At 70.1% G+C, this 19,751-nt stretch carries 19 protein-coding genes; 10 read left to right on the forward strand and 9 right to left on the reverse strand.

Annotation, left to right across the window (positions count from 1 at the left end):
* Window positions 1-150 precede the first annotated feature (150 nt).
* Window positions 151-2,088: a glycogen debranching N-terminal domain-containing protein gene (locus ACFZDJ_RS04535; RefSeq protein ID WP_384905480.1), complete on the forward strand. Its 1,938-nt coding sequence runs from the start codon at window positions 151-153 to the stop codon at window positions 2,086-2,088.
* A 36-nt stretch (window positions 2,089-2,124) separates the two neighbouring features.
* On the opposite strand, the gene dusB is transcribed toward ACFZDJ_RS04535, so the two are convergent.
* Entirely contained in the window at window positions 2,125-3,291 is a 1,167-nt protein-coding gene (gene dusB / locus ACFZDJ_RS04540; RefSeq protein WP_168508561.1) for a tRNA dihydrouridine synthase DusB, read from the reverse strand.
* A 134-nt stretch (window positions 3,292-3,425) separates the two neighbouring features.
* Between dusB and ACFZDJ_RS04545 the strand changes: the two genes are divergently transcribed.
* Complete coding sequence (locus ACFZDJ_RS04545; protein WP_391056058.1) at window positions 3,426-4,871, forward strand: DHA2 family efflux MFS transporter permease subunit; 1,446 nt, start codon at window positions 3,426-3,428, stop codon at window positions 4,869-4,871.
* A gap of 22 nt (window positions 4,872-4,893) precedes the next feature.
* On the opposite strand, the gene ACFZDJ_RS04550 is transcribed toward ACFZDJ_RS04545, so the two are convergent.
* A complete protein-coding gene (locus ACFZDJ_RS04550) occupies window positions 4,894-5,877 on the reverse strand; it encodes a helix-turn-helix domain-containing protein (protein WP_390927530.1) in 984 nt (327 codons plus the stop codon).
* Window positions 5,878-5,978: 101 nt separating this feature from the next.
* On the opposite strand from ACFZDJ_RS04550, the gene ACFZDJ_RS04555 reads away from it, so the two are divergent.
* From ACFZDJ_RS04555 to ACFZDJ_RS04565, 3 genes are all read left to right on the forward strand, one after another.
* Complete coding sequence (locus tag ACFZDJ_RS04555) at window positions 5,979-7,409, forward strand: MFS transporter (RefSeq protein WP_391056061.1); 1,431 nt, start codon at window positions 5,979-5,981, stop codon at window positions 7,407-7,409.
* A 157-nt stretch (window positions 7,410-7,566) separates the two neighbouring features.
* Window positions 7,567-8,082 carry a SigE family RNA polymerase sigma factor gene (locus ACFZDJ_RS04560; protein ID WP_168508565.1) on the forward strand — a complete coding sequence of 172 codons (516 nt, stop codon included), beginning with the start codon at window positions 7,567-7,569 and terminating at the stop codon, window positions 8,080-8,082.
* A complete protein-coding gene (locus ACFZDJ_RS04565; protein WP_391056064.1) occupies window positions 8,079-8,963 on the forward strand; it encodes a hypothetical protein in 885 nt (294 codons plus the stop codon). Before ACFZDJ_RS04560 ends, ACFZDJ_RS04565 begins: the two co-directional genes overlap by 4 nt.
* Window positions 8,964-9,050: 87 nt before the next feature.
* Here ACFZDJ_RS04565 and ACFZDJ_RS04570 read toward each other — a convergent pair whose 3' ends face one another.
* The 3 genes from ACFZDJ_RS04570 to ACFZDJ_RS04580 form a co-directional block, all read right to left on the reverse strand.
* On the reverse strand, window positions 9,051-9,944 hold the full coding sequence (locus tag ACFZDJ_RS04570) for a G1 family glutamic endopeptidase (protein ID WP_391056067.1): 894 nt from the start codon (window positions 9,942-9,944) through the stop codon (window positions 9,051-9,053).
* Window positions 9,945-10,541: 597 nt separating this feature from the next.
* Window positions 10,542-10,916 (reverse strand): VOC family protein, encoded by a 375-nt coding sequence (locus tag ACFZDJ_RS04575; RefSeq protein ID WP_391056070.1) that lies wholly within the window; start codon window positions 10,914-10,916, stop codon window positions 10,542-10,544.
* A gap of 14 nt (window positions 10,917-10,930) precedes the next feature.
* A complete protein-coding gene (locus tag ACFZDJ_RS04580) occupies window positions 10,931-11,494 on the reverse strand; it encodes an ABC transporter substrate-binding protein (RefSeq protein WP_391056071.1) in 564 nt (187 codons plus the stop codon).
* A gap of 201 nt (window positions 11,495-11,695) precedes the next feature.
* On the opposite strand from ACFZDJ_RS04580, the gene ACFZDJ_RS04585 reads away from it, so the two are divergent.
* On the forward strand, window positions 11,696-11,902 hold the full coding sequence (locus tag ACFZDJ_RS04585) for a hypothetical protein (RefSeq protein WP_054235491.1): 207 nt from the start codon (window positions 11,696-11,698) through the stop codon (window positions 11,900-11,902).
* Window positions 11,903-11,992: 90 nt separating this feature from the next.
* On the opposite strand, the gene ACFZDJ_RS04590 is transcribed toward ACFZDJ_RS04585, so the two are convergent.
* Both ACFZDJ_RS04590 and ACFZDJ_RS04595 read right to left on the reverse strand, forming a co-directional pair.
* Window positions 11,993-12,598 carry a TetR/AcrR family transcriptional regulator gene (locus tag ACFZDJ_RS04590; protein ID WP_168491322.1) on the reverse strand — a complete coding sequence of 202 codons (606 nt, stop codon included), beginning with the start codon at window positions 12,596-12,598 and terminating at the stop codon, window positions 11,993-11,995.
* Window positions 12,599-12,624: 26 nt separating this feature from the next.
* On the reverse strand, window positions 12,625-13,629 hold the full coding sequence (locus ACFZDJ_RS04595; RefSeq protein WP_390927520.1) for an aldo/keto reductase: 1,005 nt from the start codon (window positions 13,627-13,629) through the stop codon (window positions 12,625-12,627).
* A 251-nt stretch (window positions 13,630-13,880) separates the two neighbouring features.
* On the opposite strand from ACFZDJ_RS04595, the gene ACFZDJ_RS04600 reads away from it, so the two are divergent.
* Window positions 13,881-14,933 carry a glycosyl hydrolase family 18 protein gene (locus ACFZDJ_RS04600; protein WP_390927518.1) on the forward strand — a complete coding sequence of 351 codons (1,053 nt, stop codon included), beginning with the start codon at window positions 13,881-13,883 and terminating at the stop codon, window positions 14,931-14,933.
* A gap of 111 nt (window positions 14,934-15,044) precedes the next feature.
* Here ACFZDJ_RS04600 and ACFZDJ_RS04605 read toward each other — a convergent pair whose 3' ends face one another.
* Window positions 15,045-15,254, reverse strand: coding sequence for a TetR family transcriptional regulator (locus tag ACFZDJ_RS04605; protein WP_391056838.1), 210 nt, complete (start codon window positions 15,252-15,254; stop codon window positions 15,045-15,047).
* A gap of 196 nt (window positions 15,255-15,450) precedes the next feature.
* The gene (locus ACFZDJ_RS04610; RefSeq protein WP_060901977.1) at window positions 15,451-16,833 is read right to left on the reverse strand and encodes a glycine--tRNA ligase; all 1,383 of its coding nucleotides are present in this window, start codon (window positions 16,831-16,833) and stop codon (window positions 15,451-15,453) included.
* Window positions 16,834-17,024: 191 nt separating this feature from the next.
* On the opposite strand from ACFZDJ_RS04610, the gene ACFZDJ_RS04615 reads away from it, so the two are divergent.
* Genes ACFZDJ_RS04615 through ACFZDJ_RS04625 form a run of 3 tightly spaced genes read left to right on the forward strand, consistent with a single transcriptional unit; the run spans window position 17,025 to window position 19,703 of the window.
* Window positions 17,025-18,005, forward strand: coding sequence for a metal ABC transporter solute-binding protein, Zn/Mn family (locus tag ACFZDJ_RS04615; protein ID WP_391056074.1), 981 nt, complete (start codon window positions 17,025-17,027; stop codon window positions 18,003-18,005).
* Between the two features lie 28 nt (window positions 18,006-18,033).
* On the forward strand, window positions 18,034-18,801 hold the full coding sequence (locus tag ACFZDJ_RS04620) for an ATP-binding cassette domain-containing protein (protein WP_391056077.1): 768 nt from the start codon (window positions 18,034-18,036) through the stop codon (window positions 18,799-18,801).
* Window positions 18,801-19,703 carry a metal ABC transporter permease gene (locus ACFZDJ_RS04625; RefSeq protein WP_384905499.1) on the forward strand — a complete coding sequence of 301 codons (903 nt, stop codon included), beginning with the start codon at window positions 18,801-18,803 and terminating at the stop codon, window positions 19,701-19,703. The genes ACFZDJ_RS04620 and ACFZDJ_RS04625 overlap by 1 nt, the downstream gene beginning before the upstream one ends.
* Window positions 19,704-19,751: the final 48 nt, after the last annotated feature.

Raw genomic sequence — 19,751 nt, forward strand, 5'->3', positions numbered from 1 at the left:
GACGGATCAGTCGACGCAAGTCGTGTCCCATCCGGGGCGCCGCGCGTTCGACAACGTACACGGCACGCCGCCACACGCATCGCACGCATCACACACGCCACACACGCCACACAGTTCATTCGAGACGGGCGCCAAGGGAGGGGACCGGGGATGACGGACCGGCATCATCTGCTCGTGCACGGTGGGACGTTCGCCGCCGTGGGCGACGGCGGGGACATCAGCGGGGTGCGCAGCGGCAGCTCCCCGGACGGGTTATTCGTACGGGACGCCCGGCACCTCAGCCGCTGGCAGCTGACCGTCGACGGCGCGGTGCCCGAGGCGCTGACGCCGGTCGCGGACGGCGACACGGCGCGCTGCGTGCTCGTCCCGCGCGGCGGGCGCAACGAACCGCCCGCCTACACGCTCTTCCGTGAACAGGCCGTCGCCGACGGCGCGTTCGTGGAGGCGCTGCGCGTCACCAGCAACCGCCCGTCGCCCACGACCGTGCGCATCGCGCTCACCGTGGACGCCGACTTCACCGACCAGTTCGAGCTGCGCTCCGACTACCGTACGTACGCCAAGATCGGCGCCGTACGAGGGCGTCAGGTCCTCGACGACGGGGTGGAGTTCAGCTACCAGCGCGGGGAGTGGCGGTCCTGTACGACGGTCACCTCCGAGCCGCCGCCGGACGGAGTCGAGGAGACCGGCACCGGCGCCCGTCGCCTCGTATGGACCCTGGACCTCGAACCGCACGCCTCGGCGGAGCTGGCGCTGCGCGTCGCGGCCCGCCCGCACGGGGCGCTGAAGGACCCTGAGGTGCCCGCCTCACCCTCTGCGGCGAATGAACAACTCCTCGCGCTGGAAGGCGAGTTCGCGGACGGCGTGCCCTTCCCGACCGGCTGGCCGGAGCTGGCCGCGGCCTGTGCGCGCGGGCTGTCCGACCTCGCGGTGCTCCAGGTCCCGGCGACGGGCCCGGACGGCGAGGAGCTGCGGGTGCCGGCGGCCGGAGTGCCGTGGTTCCTCACGCTCCTGGGCCGCGACGCCCTGCTGACCTCCCTGTTCGCGCTCCCCTACCGCCCCGAGCTCGCCGCCGCCACGCTGCCCGCGCTCGCCGCGACGCAGGCGGTCGAGGTGGGAGCGGGTGCGGTGGCCCAGCCCGGCAAGATCGTGCACGAGGTGCGGCACGGTGAGCTGGCGCACTTCGGGCAGGTGCCGTACGGGCGGTACTACGGTTCGGTGGACGCGACACCGCTGTTCCTGGTGCTGCTCGGCGCGTACACCGAGCAGACGGGTGACCCGACCCTGGCCCGGCGGCTGGAGGCCAACGCCCGGGCGGCGATCGGCTGGATGCTGGACCACGGCGGTCTGACCTCCGTCGGCTATCTCGTCTACCGCGCGGACGGCGGCGGACTCGCCAACCAGAACTGGAAGGACTCCCCCGGCGCGATCTGCTCCGCCGACGGGAGCCGTCCCAGTGGGCCGGTGATGGCCGCGGGCGCGCAGGGATACGCGTACGACGCACTGCGCCGCACCGCCCACCTGTCCCGTACGGTCTGGGGCGACGAGGTCTACGCCGCTCTGCTCGAACAGGCGGCGGGCGACCTCCGTGACCGTTTCCAGCGGGACTTCTGGATGAGTGAACACGCCTTCCCCGCGCTGGCGTTGGACGGTGACGGCCGTCAGGTCGACGCCCTCGCCTCGGACGCCGGGCATCTGCTGTGGTCGGGGCTGCTCGACAAGGAGTACGGCGAACTGGTCGGCCACCGCCTGCTGGAGCCGGACTTCTTCTCCGGCTGGGGCGTGCGCACCCTGGCCTCCGGCCAGCCGGCGTACCACCCGCTGTCGTACCACCGCGGTTCGGTCTGGCCGCATGACAACGCGCTGATCACGCTGGGGCTGGCCCGCTACGGCCTGCACGACGAGGCCCGGACGGTCGCCCACGCGCTCGTCGACGCCGCCACGGCCGCCGGCCACCGTCTGCCGGAGGTCCTCGCGGGGTACGGCCGCGAGACACACGGGGAGCCGGTGCCGTATCCGCATGCGTGCGTACGGGAGTCCCGCTCGGCGGCGGCACCGTTGGCGTTGCTCACGGCGGTCGGGGGCGCTTGAGGGATCCCCCGGCAGGAAAGCGAGCCACCGGAGAAGTCAGCCGCCGGACGTGTCCAGTTCCGCGTCCTCGCTGATGCCCGCGCAGTCGTACGGGTCCTTGAGCCAGCCGTCCGGCAGGACGACCCGGTTGTTGCCGGACGTGCGGCCGCGCGGGCCGTCCGCGCCCGTCGGCCAGGGCTGGTCGAGGTCCAACTCGGCGAGGCCGTCGGAGAGTTCGGCGAGGGACGAGGTGATCGCGAGCCGCTTGCGCATTTCGGAGCCGACCGCGAAGCCCTTCAGGTACCAGGCCACGTGCTTGCGGAAGTCGATGACGCCGCGCGCCTCGTCGCCGATCCACTCGCCGAGCAGGGTGGCGTGGCGGACCATGACGGCCGCGACCTCGCGCAGGGTCGGGCGGGCGTAGGCGTCCTGGCGCCCCTCGAAGGCGGCCACCAGGTCGCCGAACAGCCACGGCCTGCCGAGGCAGCCGCGCCCGACCACGACCCCGTCGCAGCCGGTCTCGCGCACCATCCGCAGCGCGTCCTCCGCCGACCAGATGTCGCCGTTGCCGAGGACGGGGATCTCCGGCACGTGCTCCTTGAGGCGCGCGATGGCGTCCCAGTCGGCCGTGCCGCCGTAGTGCTGGGCGGCGGTGCGGCCGTGCAGGGCGATGGCGGTGACGCCCTCCTCGACGGCGATCCGTCCGGCGTCGAGGAACGTGATGTGGTCGTCGTCGATGCCCTTGCGCATCTTCATCGTCACCGGGAGGTCGCCCGCCCCGCTGACGGCCTCGCGCAGGATCGCCCGCAGGAGGTTGCGCTTGTACGGGAGGGCGGAGCCGCCGCCCTTGCGGGTGACCTTCGGGACCGGGCAGCCGAAGTTCAGGTCGATGTGGTCGGCGAGGCCTTCCTCCGCGATCATGCGGACGGCCTTGCCGACGGTCGCCGGGTCCACGCCGTACAGCTGGATCGAACGCGGCTTCTCCGTCGCGTCGAAGTGGATCAGCTGCATCGTCTTCTCGTTGCGCTCGACCAGCGCTCGCGTGGTGATCATCTCGCTGACGAACAGGCCCTTGCCGCCGCTGAACTCGCGGCACAGCGTGCGGAACGGCGCGTTCGTGATCCCGGCCATGGGGGCGAGGACGACGGGCGGCTGGACCGTGTGGGGGCCGATCGACAGCGGGGAAGCAGCGGTGGCGGCGGGAGCGAGGGCGGTCGTGGACATTCCCCCATTGTCGCGTACGCGGACGGGTGCGATGACTGTGGTGACTGTCATGAATGAGTGCGGTGCGCAACAAAGGAAGGTCAGGAGAGGGTCATTAGTTAGACGCACTATCGACATCGGCGTAGGCTGGAGAAATGCCCGAGCTCAGTCCCCGCCACCGGCTTCTCGTCCTCGCGATCTGCTGCATGAGCCTGCTGATCGTGAGCCTCGACAACACGGTCCTGAACGTCGCCCTGCCCTCGATGCAGAAGGAACTGCACGCGAGCGTGGCGGGCCTCCAGTGGACCATCGACGCGTACACGCTGGTCCTGGCGTCGCTGCTGATGCTCGCGGGCTCGACCGCCGACCGCATCGGCCGCCGCCGGGTCTTCAAGGCGGGCCTGGTGATCTTCACCCTCGGTTCGGTCCTGTGCTCCGTCGCTCCGAACCTGGACTCGCTCGTCGCCTTCCGCATGGTGCAGGCGGTCGGCGGCTCGATGCTGAACCCGGTCGCGATGTCGATCATCACCAACACCTTCACGGACCCGCGCGAGCGCGCCCGCGCGATCGGCGTCTGGGGTGGCGTGGTCGGCATATCGATGGCCGCGGGCCCGATCGTCGGCGGCCTGCTCGTGGACTCGGTCGGCTGGCGGTCGATCTTCTGGATCAACCTCCCGGTCGGCCTCGCCGCGCTCCTGCTCACCTGGCGTTACGTCCCCGAGTCCCGCGCCCCCAAGGCCCGCCGCCCCGACCCGGTCGGGCAGCTCCTCGTCATCGCGCTGCTCGGCTCCCTGACGTACGCGATCATCGAGGCGCCCAGCTCCGGCGCCCCCAAGACCCTCGCCTTCGGGGCGATCGCCGTCGCCGCGCTGCTCGGCCTGCTGTGGTACGAGCCCCGGCGCGCCGAACCCCTCATCGACCTGCGCTTCTTCCGTTCGGCGCCGTTCAGCGGGGCCACGATCGTCGCCATCAGCGCGTTCGCCGCGCTCAGCGGGTTCCTGTTCCTCTCGACGCTCTATCTGCAGAACGTGCGCGGTCTGGACGCGCTGCACGCGGGCCTGTGGATGCTGCCCATGGCGGTCATGTGCTTCGTGTGCGCGCCGCTGTCGGGGCGGCTGGTCGGCAACCGCGGGCCACGACTGCCCCTGCTGATCGCGGGGGTCTCGATGACCGCGAGCGGGATTCTCTTCGCCGCGTTCGAGGGTGAGACGTCGAACGTCACGCTCGTCATCGGGTACGTCCTCTTCGGCCTCGGCTTCGGCTTCGTGAACGCCCCCATCACCAACACCGCCGTCTCCGGCATGCCCCGCACCCAGGCCGGGGTCGCGGCCGCCGTCGCCTCCACCAGCCGACAGATCGGCGGCACCCTCGGTGTCGCCGTGGTCGGCGCGGTCCTCGCCTCCGGCATCCAGACCTCGGCGTACCGGGAGACGTTCGTGTCGGCCGCCCGCCCCGGCTGGTGGATCCTCGCCGGCTGCGGTCTCGCCGTGCTCGTCCTGGGCGCGCTGACCAGCGGACGCTGGGCACGCGGAACGGCCGAGCGGACGGCACGGCAGCTGGAGTCGGCGGAGGTTCGGGACTCGGTGAGCGTCCGGGCTTAGGCGTGCCCCAGGCCTTGTCGGTCTAGGCGGCTTCGGTCTCCGCCGTCAGCGCGATCTCGTGCAGCTTCCTCAGGCGTTCGCGGCTCTGCTCGTCCGTGGGGGCGTACGTCACCATGCGGGCGCCCATGTCGGGGGCGAGCCACAGGTCGGTGTGGTCGACGGTGAGCAGCCCGACGTACGGGTTCAGGAACTGCTTGGTCTTGCTGCGCGAGCCGCCGTACACCTCGTACCGCTCCCAGATCTCACGGAACTCCGCCGACTCCGACCGCAGCCGCTTGACCAGCAGCTTCCAGGCGGGCTCGCCGAGATGTCCGGCCATCGCGCCGCGCAGCTTGGCGGCCATCACGCGCATGGTCTCGTCGAGGAGCACGATCGACTCGCGCCACTCCGGGTGGGTGTAGGCGAGGATCATGCAGTTGCGGTCCTCGGGCGGTACGGCGTCGAGGTCGCGCATCATCAGCCGGGCGTACGTGCGGTTGTACGCCAGGATGTCGTAGCGGCTGTTCTGGATGCAGGCCGGGACCGGCTCCAGCTGGGACAGCACCTCGAGCAGGGCCGGGGTGAGCGTCGGGCACGGCGCGGCGGGCGTGGGGTCGACGGCTCCGGCCAGCCGGAAGAGGTGGGCGCGCTCGCTGGAGTCGAGCAGCAGGGTGCGGGCCAGGGCGTCGAGGACCTGTTCGGAGACCTGGATGTCACGGGCCTGTTCGAGCCAGGTGTACCAGGTGACGCCGACGGCGGAGAGCTGCGCGACCTCCTCGCGGCGCAGGCCCGGCGTGCGCCGGCGGCGGCCGCGGGGCAGTCCGACCTGCTCCGGCGTGATGCGCTCACGGCGGTTGCGCAGGAAGGTCGCGAGCTCGTGCCGCCGGATCTCGCTGCCGCGGGGGGCGGCGGTGCCGTGCGGCTCGGGGTCCACCGGCCGAGGAGAAGTCACGGACACCGCCCGCTGAGCAGGGTCGATGGCCTCCACCGGCCGGGGAGCGGCGCTCTCCTGCGTCATCGTCGTCATGCCTCCAGCCTGCCGTTCGCCGGAACCTGTTGCCAGGTAGTGCTTCTACCAGGATAAGGACACTCTGGTACCAGTCTGAGGTCAGGAGAAGTCTGGAGGACGTGACCGAAACCGGAACCCTCAGGACTCCAGTCCGCTCGCCCTCCGCAGCACCCGTGCTCAGCGGCCTCGGCCTCTTCACCGTGCTGCTCGGGGCGGCACTGCCCCTCATCGACTTCTTCATCGTCAACGTAGCCCTCCCGACTATCGGCCGGGACCTGAACGCGAGCGAAGCCGTCCTCGAACTCGTCGTCGCCGGGTACGGAGTCGCGTACGCCGTCCTGCTCGTCCTCGGCGGCCGCCTCGGCGACCTCTTCGGGCGACGCCAGTTCTTCCTCGGCGGCATGGCGGCCTTCGGCCTGACCTCCTTGGCGTGCGGGCTCGCGCCCAGCGCCTGGACGCTGGTGGCGGCGCGCGTCGCCCAGGGCGCGGCGTCCGCGGCGATGCTCCCGCAGGTGCTCGCCACCATCCAGGCGGCGACGGCGGGCCCGCGCCGCGCCAAGGCCATGGGCCTGTACGGGGCCACGGCCGGTCTGTCCATGGTGGCCGGGCAGATACTCGGCGGCCTCCTCGTCGCGGCGGACATCGCGGGCACCGGCTGGCGCGCGGTGTTCCTCGTGAACGTGCCCGTCGTGATCCTCGGCCTGATCCTGGCCACGCGCGCCGTCCCCGAGACGCGCTCGCAGCACCCGGAGCCGATCGACACCCCCGGCACGGTGCTGCTCGCCGTGTCCCTTCTCGCGCTCCTCGCCCCGCTCACCGAGGGCAGGGCGGCGGGCTGGCCCCTGTGGACCTGGCTGTCGCTGGCGCTGTTCCCCCTCGCGGCGGCGGCGTTCTACTTCGTCGAGCGCCGGGAGGACCGCGAGGGCCGTACGCCCCTGGTGCCGCCGAGCCTGTTCGCGCTGACCTCGCTCCGCCGGGGCCTGATCATGATCGTGCCGTTCTCGATCGGCTTCAGCGGCTTCATGTTCGTGATCGCGGTGGCGCTGCAGCGGGGTGCGGGCCTCGGCCCGGTCCCGGCGGGCCTGGCCCTGGCACCGATGGCCGCGGTCTTCTTCGTCGTCTCCCTCTGCGGCCCCCGGCTGATCGCCCGCTACAGCACCCGGATCGTCACCGCGGGCGGGCTGATCCAGGCGGTGGGCGTGGCGCTCATCGCGCTGGCCGCCTGGCGGTCCTGGCCCGACCTGGGCGTGTGGCAACTGCTGCCGGGCGCGGCGGTCGCGGGCGCGGGCCAGGCACTCCAACTCCCCGTCCTCATCCGGATCATCCTCTCCGAGGTGCCGTCCGCGCGGGCCGGCGTCGGCAGCGGGGTCATGGCCACCACCCAGCAGTCGGCCCTCGCGATCGGCGTCGCCACCCTGGGCACCCTCTTCCTGTCCCTCGCCTCGAGCAACGGCATGCGGGACGCCCTCGTCACCACCCTCCTGGTCCAACTGGCGGGCGTGGCCCTGACGACGGCCCTGAGCCTGCGACTGCCGCGCACGATCAGCTGACCTGTGGGTGCGGTTGAACCAGTCGGAGCATTCGTTGAGTTCGCGGACGCGTGCAACCCTGGGCGCCCCGGGTTCCGTGTAGGGCGTAGCGAGACGCGGACCTGGGTCGGCCCGGACCCGGCGCAGGCGACACCTGGGGCATGAGACGAGGAAGAGCGTGACCGATCATCCCAGCGAGACCGACTTCCGTGCCTGGGTGCTTGAGCATCGAACGCGCCTGCGTACGACGGCGTTTCTGCTCTGCGGTGACTGGTACCTCGCCGATGACCTCGTGCAGGACGCGCTCGGACGGCTCTACTCCAGGTGGGGCAGGGTGGTGGCAGCCGGTGATCCGCGTGCGTACGTCCGTCGGATCCTGTGCAATCTCCACACCGACTACCGGCGTCGACCGGCCAGACGTGAGATCAGCGAGGCGGATGTGAGCACGTTGCACTCACCCCCGCCCACCAGCATGGCCGAGCGTGACGACGATCTGGTCGCCGCCCTGCTGACGATCCCGGCCGGCCAGCGGACCGTGCTCGTCCTGCGCTTCTTCGAGGATCTGTCCGTCGAGCAGACCGCGGCCCTGCTCAAGACGAGTCCGGGCAACGTCAAGAGCCAGACAAGTCGCGGCCTGGAGGCTCTGCGCTCCGCGCTCCGGACGCAACCGACCAAGATCGAGGGGGCATCGTGAATCCCGACAAGACGCCAGAAGAACTCGCCACGCGTATCGCGTCCATCAGCATCAGTGCTCCTGCCGACCGCGTCGACATCGACGAGGTGGTCCGCGTGGGGACGAGGCGGCGCTGGCGTCGGCGGCTCGCCGTCGCCGGCGTGTTCGCCTGCGTCGTGGCCGTCGCCGGAACGGTGGCCGTCGCGACGCAGGGGGACCACGGCAGGAGCAACACCACGGCTGCTCCCCGCTTTCGCAGCGCGGCCCTGACCGCCGAAGGCCTCGGCGGGCGATGGATCGCCGTCCGGATCGACGATCGCGACGTCTCGTCGTGGCGCGACGTCGGCGGCATGCCGGCGAACATCATCATCGGCGCCGACGGGGCACCGAACGGATGGCAGGTGAACAGGGCCTGCGGCCCGCTGGCCGGCGGCAGCTTCACTCTGAAGGCGGACGGCTCGTTCACCGCCGTGTTGCCGTCTCCGCAGTTCCAGTCCTGCCCGATGCTCTCCACACCTCCCCCCGACCTCCTGGACGCGCTCGCGCGTACCGCTTACGTCGCCGTGGACGAGCCGGGCGACTCGGCCGCCCGAACGCTGCGGTTCCTGGACAGCCACCATCGGCTCATCGCGCTGTGGCGCGAGGACACCACGACGACGTCGGGCGCCGCCGTGTGCAAGAAGGCACTCGGACGCAAGTCCACCTTCGACGGCACCTTCACCACCGTCGAGCGGGTCCGCGCGAAGCATCTGGCCGCGACGGACGCCAAGCCCGAGGACGTTCTGCCCGATGTTCCCGGCGGCACCGTCGCCGTCTACTGCTCGACCACCGAGACAGGTTCGCCCGTCAGGTACGCGGTCACGGCCGACGGCCACAAGGTGAGGCTCAGCCCGGCCAAGTAGCCGGCCACGCGCGAGTTCCGCCCACTCGCGGGTGTCGCCGGGAGCACACGGTGGCTCCCGGCGACACCCGGTACGGCAGGCCCGATGCTAGGAGCAGCGCTTCCAGGTCTGGTAGAACGCAGTCGAGCTGGAGCGGGTGTCGGTGAACATGGCGGCACCGGACGCGGCGCCGTTGGTGGTCAGTTTCATCTCGGTGGTCGGCAGCGCGAAGAGGTTCTTGAAGGTGCTGCCGTACCTGGCACCGGCGACGCTGAGCGTCTGCCGACTGAACTTACGCAGTTTGAAACCGAACGGCCGTTCCGTGATGTAGTCCGCGGTCGTCCCGTCGTAGTACGACGAAAGACCGGACACGGTGACGGGTGTCCAGCCGGATCCGGCGGTCCGGTCGTACCAGTGGAACCCGACCTTTCCGGAGCTGTAGGTCATGTACTGCGAGATGACGTGCCCGGTCTTCGTCGTGTGCCCGATATAGACGGGCGGGTTCCCGTGCGCGGGGTTGAGGTACTCGTACCACAGCGAGGCACCCTGGGTGGCCGTGCCCGACGAGCCCGAGACGAAGCCCTGCTGGATCAGCTTGCCGGAGTGCCAGCCACCGACGCCGATCCACGGGGCTGCCACCGCGGTGCTGTTGGAGCCACAACTCGCTGAGTAGGTGGGGATGTTCTGATCGTCGTAGACCTCGTTGTAGTTGGAGTGGCCGGTGGCGACATAGCCACCCCAGTTGCCGCTGTAGGCGAATCGCAGTGACGACTTGCCGGACGGCCCCAGGCACGGCACCGACGGGATGGTCTCGCGGTACCCGTTGTACTTCGCCCGCCATGCCGCCAGCGCCTTCGCGTTGTTCGGGGCGTCGAAGCCGTAGGCCCGCGCCGCCGCGGGCGCCGCTGTCTGCGGCCGGAACCCCTGGGGCGGAACGATCGTCGTCATGGTCGCGCCGCCCGGCAGACGGTACGTCAGCTCCTTGCCCGCTGCGGCTCGCACGGCTTGAGCAGCCGACGCGGACACGGTCTTCCCGTCCGCCCCGACGAGACGCGTCTGCGTGGCGCTGAGAGTTCTGCACCCCTTGGCCGGTGCGGAACCGGCCCCCGGTGCGGCGTTCGCGGGCGTCGCGACAAAAGCGGCGGCCGCGACCACCATCGAGCTTGCGACGACTAAGACTTTCCGGACACGAGAGCTTGCAGTTGCCCGTGAGGGCTTCATGTTGCTCCTTCGGTGTAGGAAGAGGACATCAGCGGCCGGGGCGCCTGTGCGCCGCAGTCGCTCGCCGATGTCGACAGGGACCAGCCCGGCGTGACACACGCGCTCTCGGCCGCAGCCGTGCGTGTCGTCATGGCGCTGGTGGCCGAACCGCCGATGGCGGTCACGACCTAATGGCTGGAATCCCTGCGGTCCCGAAGCCCATACCGACGATGAACAGACTGTTCACGCCACCCAACCCCCGTCGTGTGCATGAAACGTGCCGCACTCGTGTGACTCGTTGGAGTCGTGCGGTGGATGCATCCTATGAAGCGGCAGTGAAAACACATGGCCGCCTTTAGTAAACTTGTTCTAATTCTTCCCGGGGCGAGGCACATGTCCTCAGTGGCGGACCAGGCAGAAAGGGTGCCCCGCGGGATCCGCGTAGACGTGCCAGCCCCGCCCGTCTGAGGCGTCCAGCAAAGTCGCACCGAGGGCCAGGACCTGGTCCCGCGCCCGGTCCAGGTCGGGGACGCCGAAGTCCAGGTGGAACTGCTGGGGTTGGGCGGGGTCGGGCCACCGCGGAGGCCAGTAGTCCGCCACTCGCTGGAAGGCGAGCACGAGACCGGACGGCGTGTGCAGCGTCGACCAGGCCTCGCCGAGCGCCCAGCGCGGGTCGGGCCGGTTGACGGTCCCACCGAGCAAGGCCTCGTAGAACTCGGCGAGTCGGAGCGGCTCGAGGCAGTCCAGCACCACGCACTGCAGTTCGGCGATCACGCGCCGATCCTAGGTCAGCTGCGAGGGCGGGCGAGTGGGGCGACCAAGGTGTCCGACTGCCGGGCGCGCCGCAGGGCGTTCGCGACGAAGCCGTTCGCCTTCAGTTCCTCGACGAGGTCGTGGAGGAAGCGGACGGTCTCGGGTTGGCGGGCCTTCGTCGTGCCGACCGCCTGTGGGATCTGCATGAACCGGTCCTCGATCAGGCGGAGTTCGGGGTGCGCCGCGACGAACCCGGTCATCGGCTGCCTGATCCCGGCCGCGACCTCCAGCCCCTCGGCCCGAAACGCCTCGACCCCGTCCTCCCCGCGCACCACGCTCGCATGCCGAAGCGTGCGGGAGAGGAAGAGGTCGTAGGCGGACCCGCGCTTCACACCGATCCGTACGCCGGGACGGTCGGCCTCGGCGACGGTCGTCAGGTCCGAGTCGCGGGGGACGGCGTACACGCCCTCGATCACGACGTACGGCGCCGTGAACGCGACCTCGGCCTCACGTGCGGGCTCGACGGCCAGGAAGCACAGGTCGGCACGGCCCTCCGCCATCGCCTCGTACGACTTGCGGGCGGGAGTTCCGGTCGTCATGAGCGGAGTGTAGAGCGGGGCGGTGCGGCGGCGCGGAGAGTGGACGGGCGGCGACGGATCGTGATCGCGTACGGCCACGCGGTGAACTCGCGGCCGAAGAACCCCCGTTGATCTTCCCGATGCTGCACACTCCTTGCTGCGAAAGCCGCCTTGCCGCCAACGCCTTGCCGCGTGAGCGGAGCGGTAACACCTGGAGGTGTCATGCTGCAGATCAACACGAGCAAGGTCAGCCGCTGGGACCAGCACGGCCGCGAGCACGTCGTCCACGTCCAGCGCGCCGGTGTACAGCGCACGATCAGATGCGACACCTGCGGCTGGCGCAAGGGCGCGCAGTTCCTGCCGTGGCTGAAGGCGGAGGAACACCTCGCCGAGGCGCATCAGGCGACGGTGGACCCGACGGAGGGATAGTCCTCCACCGGGTCCACCGGGTCCACCGGGTCCACCGGTTCGCCGGGGTCGCCGAATCACCGGGTCCACCGGTTCGCCGGGGCCGTGGATTCAGTCGATGCGGCGGCGCAGTCCGCGCAGGACAAGGGTGACGACCGTCGAGAACTCGGCCTCGATGCCCGGCTGTTCCCACTCGTGGGCGTAGGCGGGGTCGTGGAAACGGTTCGTGGCGTGGAAGACGGCGCGGGCCGTCGCGACGGAGTCGCCGTCCACGGTCATGAAGTCGCCCTCCATCACGCCGCGATGAATGATGTCCGAGAGCTGGTCGACCAGCTCGGCGACATGCTCCTCGACCACCGCGCTCGCCTCGTCGAGCAGCACCGAGTAGGTGGCGAACAGCTCGGGATCGTCGCCCGCCTTGTGCCGCTTGGCGGTGAACAGCGTAGCCAGCCAGTGCTCGAGCGCCTCCGGGGGTGGCGAGGACGACGGCCTGGCGATCTCCGCGAGTATCTGCGACGTACGGTCCAGCCAGCGCTTCGTGACCGCCTCGCGCAGCGCCGCCTTCGTACGGAAATGACGGTAGACGCTGCCGTGGCTGACGCCGAGCGCGCGCGCCACGTCCACCACGGTGGCCTTCGCGGGGCCGTGGCGGCGCAGCGCCTCCTCGGTCGCCTCGAGGATGCGCTCGGCGGTCAGTGCTTCGGTGGTCGGTGCCATGTCGAAAACCGTACCTGGCGGCACTGTCAGCGGTCGGTGCCGAGATGCGACATCTGCGCCGCCGGGTAGCGGTCGCCCGCGGCGGCGTCCGCCGGTACGGCCTGCTCGATCGCGGCGAGGTCGGCGTCGTCGAGCGTGACGTCCAGCGCGCCGAGCGCCTCCGTCAGCCGCTCCCGGGTCCGCGCGCCGACCAGCGGCACGATGTCCTCGCCCCTCGACAACACCCACGCGATCGCGATCTGCGCCACGCTGACGCCCTTCTGCTCGGCGATCTTCCGCAGCGCCTCGACGAGGGAGAGGTTGTGCTGGAGGTTCTCGCCCTGGAAGCGGGGACTCATGGAGCGGAAGTCGGTCGGAGCCAGCTGCCGGTCGGCCGTGAAGTGGCCGGAGATCAGCCCGCGGGACAGCACGCCGTACGCGGTGATCCCGATGCCCAGCTCACGGGTGGTCGGCAGGACCTCGTCCTCGATGCCGCGCGAGATCAGCGAGTACTCGATCTGGAGGTCGGAGATGGGGGCGGTGGCGGCGGCCCGTCGGATGGTGTCGGCGCCGACCTCGCTCAGGCCGATGTGCCTGACGTGCCCCTTCTCCACGAGCTCGGCGATCGCGCCGACCGTCTCCTCGATCGGGACGCTCGGGTCGAGCCGCGCGATCCGGTACACGTCGATGTGATCGACACCGAGGCGCTGCAGCGAGTACGCGGCGAAGTTCCGCACCGCGGCGGGGCGGCCGTCGTATCCGGACCAGCCGCCGTCCGGGTCGCGCAGGGCGCCGAACTTGACGCTGGTCAGCGCCTGCTCGCGCAGGGCCGCCGGAGCCGCGCGCAGGGCCTCGCCGATCAGCATCTCGTTGTGGCCCATGGCGTAGAAGTCGCCGGTGTCGAGGAGCGTCACGCCCGCCTCGAGGGCGGCGTGGATGGTCGCGACCGACTCGGCCCGGTCCGCCTCGCCGTACAGCGCGGACATGCCCATGCAGCCGAGGCCGAGGGCGGAGACCTGGGGGCCGGTGGTTCCGAGGGGGCGGGTTCGCATGAGGACTCCCTGGTGTCTCTTGGAGGATTGGTGCCTTTTCACGATGGCATGACAGATGACAGATTTCAATATCTGTCATCTGTTATCTGTCACTTGTCATCTGTCACCTGTCATCCGCTATCCGTTATCCGCTGTCCGGCCACCCGCCACCCCCGGCCCCACTTTGGTCCAGACCTATTGACGACAGGTCTGGACCGCAGGCACTGTCATGCCTACGACACCTCACCGCACCCCCCACCGGGAGGCCTCGCATGATCCGTCGGAAGCTGCGCCTGTTCGCCCTCGCACTGACCGCGGCCGCCCTCGCCCCACTGTCGGTCGCCACCGCCCCCACCGCATCCGCCGCCGACACCTGCGCCGTGAAGTCCCGCCCGTCCGGAAAGGTTCTCCAGGGCTACTGGGAGAACTGGGACGGCTCTTCCAACGGAGTGCACCCGCCGTTCGGATGGACGCCGATCACCGACTCCCGTATCGCCGCGCACGGCTACAACGTGATCAACGCGGCGTTCCCGGTCATCCGCTCCGACGGCACGGCGCTGTGGGAGGACGGGATGGACACCGGTGTGAAGGTCGCGACGCCGGCGGAGATGTGCGCGGCCAAGGCGTCCGGGCAGACGATCCTGCTGTCGATCGGCGGGGCGGCGGCGGGCATCGACCTCAGTTCCTCCGCCGTCGCCGACAGGTTCGTCGCGACGATCGTGCCCATCTTGAAGAAGTACAACTTCGACGGCATCGACATCGACATCGAGACGGGCCTGGTCGGCAGTGGCAGCATCGGTCAGCTCTCCACGTCCCAGGCCAACCTGACCCGGATCATCGACGGCGTGCTGTCGCAGATGCCGGCCAACTTCGGGCTGACCATGGCGCCGGAGACCGCGTACGTCACGGGTGGCAGCATCACGTACGGCTCGATCTGGGGCGCGTATCTGCCGATCGTCAAGAAGTACGCCGACAACGGGCGCCTGTGGTGGCTGAACATGCAGTACTACAACGGCAGCATGTACGGATGTTCCGGCGACTCCTACTCCGCGGGCACCGTTCAGGGCTTCACCGCGCAGACCGACTGCCTGAACAAGGGACTTGTCGTGCAGGGCACCACCATCAAGGTGCCCTACGACAAGCAGGTCCCGGGGCTGCCCGCCCAGTCGGGCGCCAGCGGCGGCTACATGTCACCGAGCCTGGTCTCCCAGGCGTGGCGGCACTACGGCACCGCCCTCAAGGGCCTGATGACCTGGTCGATCAACTGGGACGGCTCGAAGAACTGGACCTTCGGCGACAACGTCAAGGCGCTGCAGGGCCGTTGAGAACCAGGACGGCTCGGGGAGCAGTCCACTTCCAACGTGCCGCCGTAGCTCCCGGCGTACCGGCGAAGCCCCCGGCGTGCCGCCGCAGCCCCCGGCTCGCCGCCGTAGTTCTCAGCGAGCCGCCGCAGTGAAGCCGGGAAGGATGAGGGTGAGCCAGCGATCGCGGACCTCGCGCGGCTGGTCGAGGGGAGCGGTGGCCGGCAAGAGGTAGAAGGGGGTCATCCGCTCGACATGCCGGGACAGGGCCGCGCCGACGAGATCGGTCTTCGTGGGGTAGTGCCGGTAGAGCGTGCCCACCGCCACCCCGGCAGCCTCGGCGATCGCGCCATGGGCACACCGACCGGCGCCCGCCGCTAGCCGCTAGCCGCTAGCCGCCGGCCGCTGCCGGCGCCTGTCTTTCGGCTCGGCCCGGGGCCGCGCGGATCGTCCCGGCGATCCAGCGGATCGTCCCGGCGATCCAAAAGAGCCCCCTGCTCCCGCATCACGGGAACCGGGGGCTCTTCACGGACGAGCCGGGTCAGCAGCCGATCAGGCGCGCGGCCAGGTAGCCCTCGATCTGGTCGAGGGAGACGCGCTCCTGCTTCATCGAGTCGCGCTCGCGCACCGTGACGGCGTTGTCGTCGAGGGTGTCGAAGTCGACCGTGACGCAGAACGGGGTGCCGATCTCGTCCTGGCGGCGGTAGCGGCGGCCGATGGCGCCCGCGTCGTCGAAGTCGATGTTCCAGTGCTGGCGCAGGGCGGTGGCGAGGCCCTTGGCCTTTGGGGACAGCTCGGGGTTGCGGGAGAGCGGCAGGACGGCGACCTTGACCGGCGCGAGGCGCGGGTCGAGGCGCAGCACCGTGCGCTTCTCCATCTTGCCCTTGGCGTTGGGGGCCTCGTCCTCGACGTAGGCGTCCAGCAGGAACGCCAGCATCGCGCGGCCGACACCGGCGGCGGGCTCGATGACGTACGGAGTCCAGCGCTCGCCGGCCTCCTGGTCGAAGTAGGAGAGGTCCTGGCCGGAGGCCTTGGAGTGCGCGCCGAGGTCGTAGTCGGTGCGGTTGGCGACGCCCTCCAGCTCGCCCCACTCGTTGCCGCCGAAGCTGAAGCGGTACTCGATGTCGGCGGTGCGCTTGGAGTAGTGGGAGAGCTTCTCCTTGGGGTGCTCGAACCAGCGCATGTTCTCTTCGCGCAGACCGAGGCCGGTGTACCAGTTCCAGCGCTCCTGCATCCAGTACTCCTGCCACTTCTCGTCCTCGCCCGGCTTGACGAAGAACTCCATCTCCATCTGCTCGAACTCGCGGGTGCGGAAGATGAAGTTGCCGGGCGTGATCTCGTTGCGGAAGGACTTGCCCATCTGCGCGATGCCGAAGGGCGGCTTGCGGCGCGAGGTCTGCTGGACCTGGGCGAAGTTGGTGAAGATGCCCTGGGCCGTCTCGGGGCGCAGGTAGGCGACGGAGCCGCTGTCCTGCGTGGGGCCGAGGTGGGTGGTGAGCAGGCCCGAGAACTGCTTGGGCTCGGTGAACGTGCCCTTGTTGCCGCAGTTGGGGCAGTTGAGGTCGGCGAGGCCGTTCTCCGGGAGGCGGCCGTGCTTCGCCTCGTAGGCCTCCTCCAGGTGGTCGGCGCGGTAGCGCTTGTGGCAGGAGGTGCACTCGGTGAGCGGGTCGGTGAAGGTGGCGACATGCCCCGACGCGACCCAGACCTCGGTCGCCAGGATCACCGACGAGTCGATACCGACGACGTCCTCGCGGGAGGTGACCATGTAGCGCCACCACTGGCGCTTGATGTTCTCCTTGAGCTCGACGCCGAGCGGGCCGTAGTCCCAGGCGGCACGCTGTCCGCCGTAGATCTCACTACTGGGGAAAACGAAGCCACGGCGCTTGCTCAGGCTGACGATGGTGTCGATCTTGTCGGCGGCCACGGTGCTCTCTTCATTACGAACGGACGGCAGCGAATGATTCAGGTTACCGGCGCCGCCCACCCTCGTATCAAATCGGTTCGGGGACACCTCGCCTCATCGTGCCCCTTACCGGCTCATTCGCCGCCTCGTTTACCCAGGGCTTACCGAAGGCTTGTTGACAATCGTTTCCAGGTTTGTTGAAAATGACTGTCATGAACGTACGACGGCGCCTCGCCGCTTCTCGAATAAGCACTGCCGGGTCCGCGGCCCTGGCAGCCACCGCCGTCGGCCTCGGCGCCCTCACCGGCTGCTCGGTCACCACGGCGGTCGACGGGAAGAGCGACGGGAAGCTCGACATCGTGGCGTCGTTCTACCCCATGCAGTACCTCGCCGAGCAGATCGGCGGGACGCACGTGCACGTCACGAGCCTGACCCAGCCCGGTCAGGAGCCGCACGACCTGGAGATCAGCGCCCGGCAGACCGCGCAGCTCCAGTCGGCGGACGCCGTCGTCTACCTCAAGAACCTGCAGCCGGCCGTCGACGACGCCGTGGCGCAGTCCGAGGTCAAGACCAAGATCGACGCCGCGTCGCTGACCACGCTGGAGAAGCACGGCAACGAGGTCGGCGGACACGCGGCCTCGCACGACAGCTCCAAGGGCGAGGAGTCCGGCTCCGCCGACCCGCACATCTGGCTCGACCCGGTGAAGTACGGCCAGGTCGCCGAAGGGGTCGCCAAGGCCCTCAAGAAGGCCGACCCGAAGCACGCCGCGGACTACGACAAGAACATGACGGCGCTGCGGAAGAAGTTCGCCGATCTCGACACCCAGTACAAGACCGGGCTGGCGAACACCAGGACCAAGGTCTTCATCACCACGCACGCCGCCTTCGGCTACCTCGCCGAGCGCTACGGCCTCACCGAGGAGGCCATCAACGGTCTGGACCCGGAGTCGGAGCCCAGCGCGAACCGCGTGAAGGACCTTGAGAGGATGGCGAAGGCCGACGGCGTCTCGACGGTGTTCTACGAGACGCTCGTCAGCGACAAGACCGCCAAGACCATCGCCGGCGACGCGAACCTGAAGACGGACGTCCTCGACCCGATCGAGGGCATCACCGGCAAGTCCAGGGGCAGCGACTACTTCCAGGTCATGGAGTCGAACCTGAAGGCGCTGCGAACGGCGTTGGGCGCCAAGTGACACCCCGTCCCAGTTCCAGGAGGACAGCGTGAGCGAGCCCGTCATATCCCTGCGCGGCGTGACCGCCGAGCTGGGTTCGCGCCCCGTCCTGCGCGGCATCGACCTCACCGTGCACCGCGGTGAGGTCGTCGCGCTGCTCGGCGCCAACGGCTCCGGCAAGTCGACGGCCATACGCACCGTCATCGGCCAGGTCCCGGTCAGCGACGGCGAGATAGAGATCTTCGGCACCCCGCGGCGCCGCTTCCGCGACTGGAAGCGGGTGGGGTACGTGCCGCAGCGCACGACCGCCGCGGGCGGCGTGCCCGCCACGGTGACCGAGATCGTCGCCTCCGGCCGGCTCTCCCGCGCCCGCTTCGGCGTGCTGCGCAAGGCCGACCACGAGGCCGTACGGCGCGCCCTGGAGCTCGTCGGCATGGCGGACCGCGCCAAGGACTCGGTGAACGCCCTGTCGGGCGGCCAGCACCAGCGCGTACTGATCGCCCGCGCCCTCGCCTGCGAACCCGAGCTGCTGATCATGGACGAGCCGATGGCGGGCGTCGACCTCGCGAGCCAGGAGGTGCTGGCCCAGACCCTGCGCGAGCAGGTCGCGGCGGGCACCACCGTCCTGCTCGTCCTGCACGAGCTGGGCCCCCTGGAGCCACTGATCGACCGCGCGGTCGTCCTGCGTGACGGCTGCGTCCTGCACGACGGCCCGCCCCCGCGGGCGGTCGGCCAGCACGCGCTGCCCGGCCACGACCACGTACACCCGCACGCGGCTCACGACGCCGAACCGATCCGGACGGGACTGCTGAGCTGATGGACATCCTGAACTACGCCTTCATGCAGCGGGCCCTGCTCGCCGCCGTCCTGGTGGGCATCACCGCGCCCGCCGTCGGCATCTACCTCGTCCAGCGCCGCCAGGCCCTGATGGGCGACGGCATCGGCCATGTGGCGATGACCGGTGTCGGCCTCGGCTTCCTGCTCTCCACCAACCCGGTGTGGATGGCGACGGCCGTCTCCGTCCTCGGCGCCGTGATCATGGAACTGATCCGCTGGTACGGCAAGACGCGCGGCGACATCGCGCTCGCCATGCTCTTCTACGGCGGCATGGCGGGCGGCGTGATGTTCATCAACCTCGCGCCGGGCGGCTCCAACGCCAACCTGACCTCGTACCTCTTCGGTTCCCTGTCCACGGTCTCCGAGTCCGACGTGACGGCGATCTGCGTGCTCGCGGCCTTCGTGGTCCTGGTCACCCTGGGCCTGCGCCGACAGCTGTTCGCGGTCAGCCAGGACGAGGAGTTCGCGCGGGTGACGGGTCTGCCGGTGCGCGCCCTGAACCTGCTCACCGCCGTCACCGCCGCCGTCACCGTGACGGTCGCGATGCGGGTGGTCGGCCTGCTCCTGGTCAGCGCGCTGATGGTGGTCCCGGTGGCCGCCGCCCAGCAGCTCAGCCGCAGCTTCGCCGCCACCTTCGCGATCGCGGTGGCCATCGGCGTGAGCGTGACGATCGGCGGCACCGTGACGTCGTACTACCAGGACGTGCCGCCCGGTGCGACGATCGTGTTGCTGACCATCGGCGCGTTCATCGTGCTCACCGCGCTGGCGACCCCGCTGGCGCGGCGCCGGGCCCGGGCCCTGGCCGCCGCGCAGGGGGCCGGAGACCCCGCGGAGTGCGCGATTCCGGCCACCCGTGGCCCCGAACGCAAGGTCGGCGTCTGACCACGCACAGTCCGGGCTGGCACAATGGCCGGGCAAGGGCAGACGCGA

Origin of the sequence: Streptomyces sp. NPDC007896 (assembly GCF_042959425.1) — a bacterium.
GTDB lineage: Bacteria > Actinomycetota > Actinomycetes > Streptomycetales > Streptomycetaceae > Streptomyces.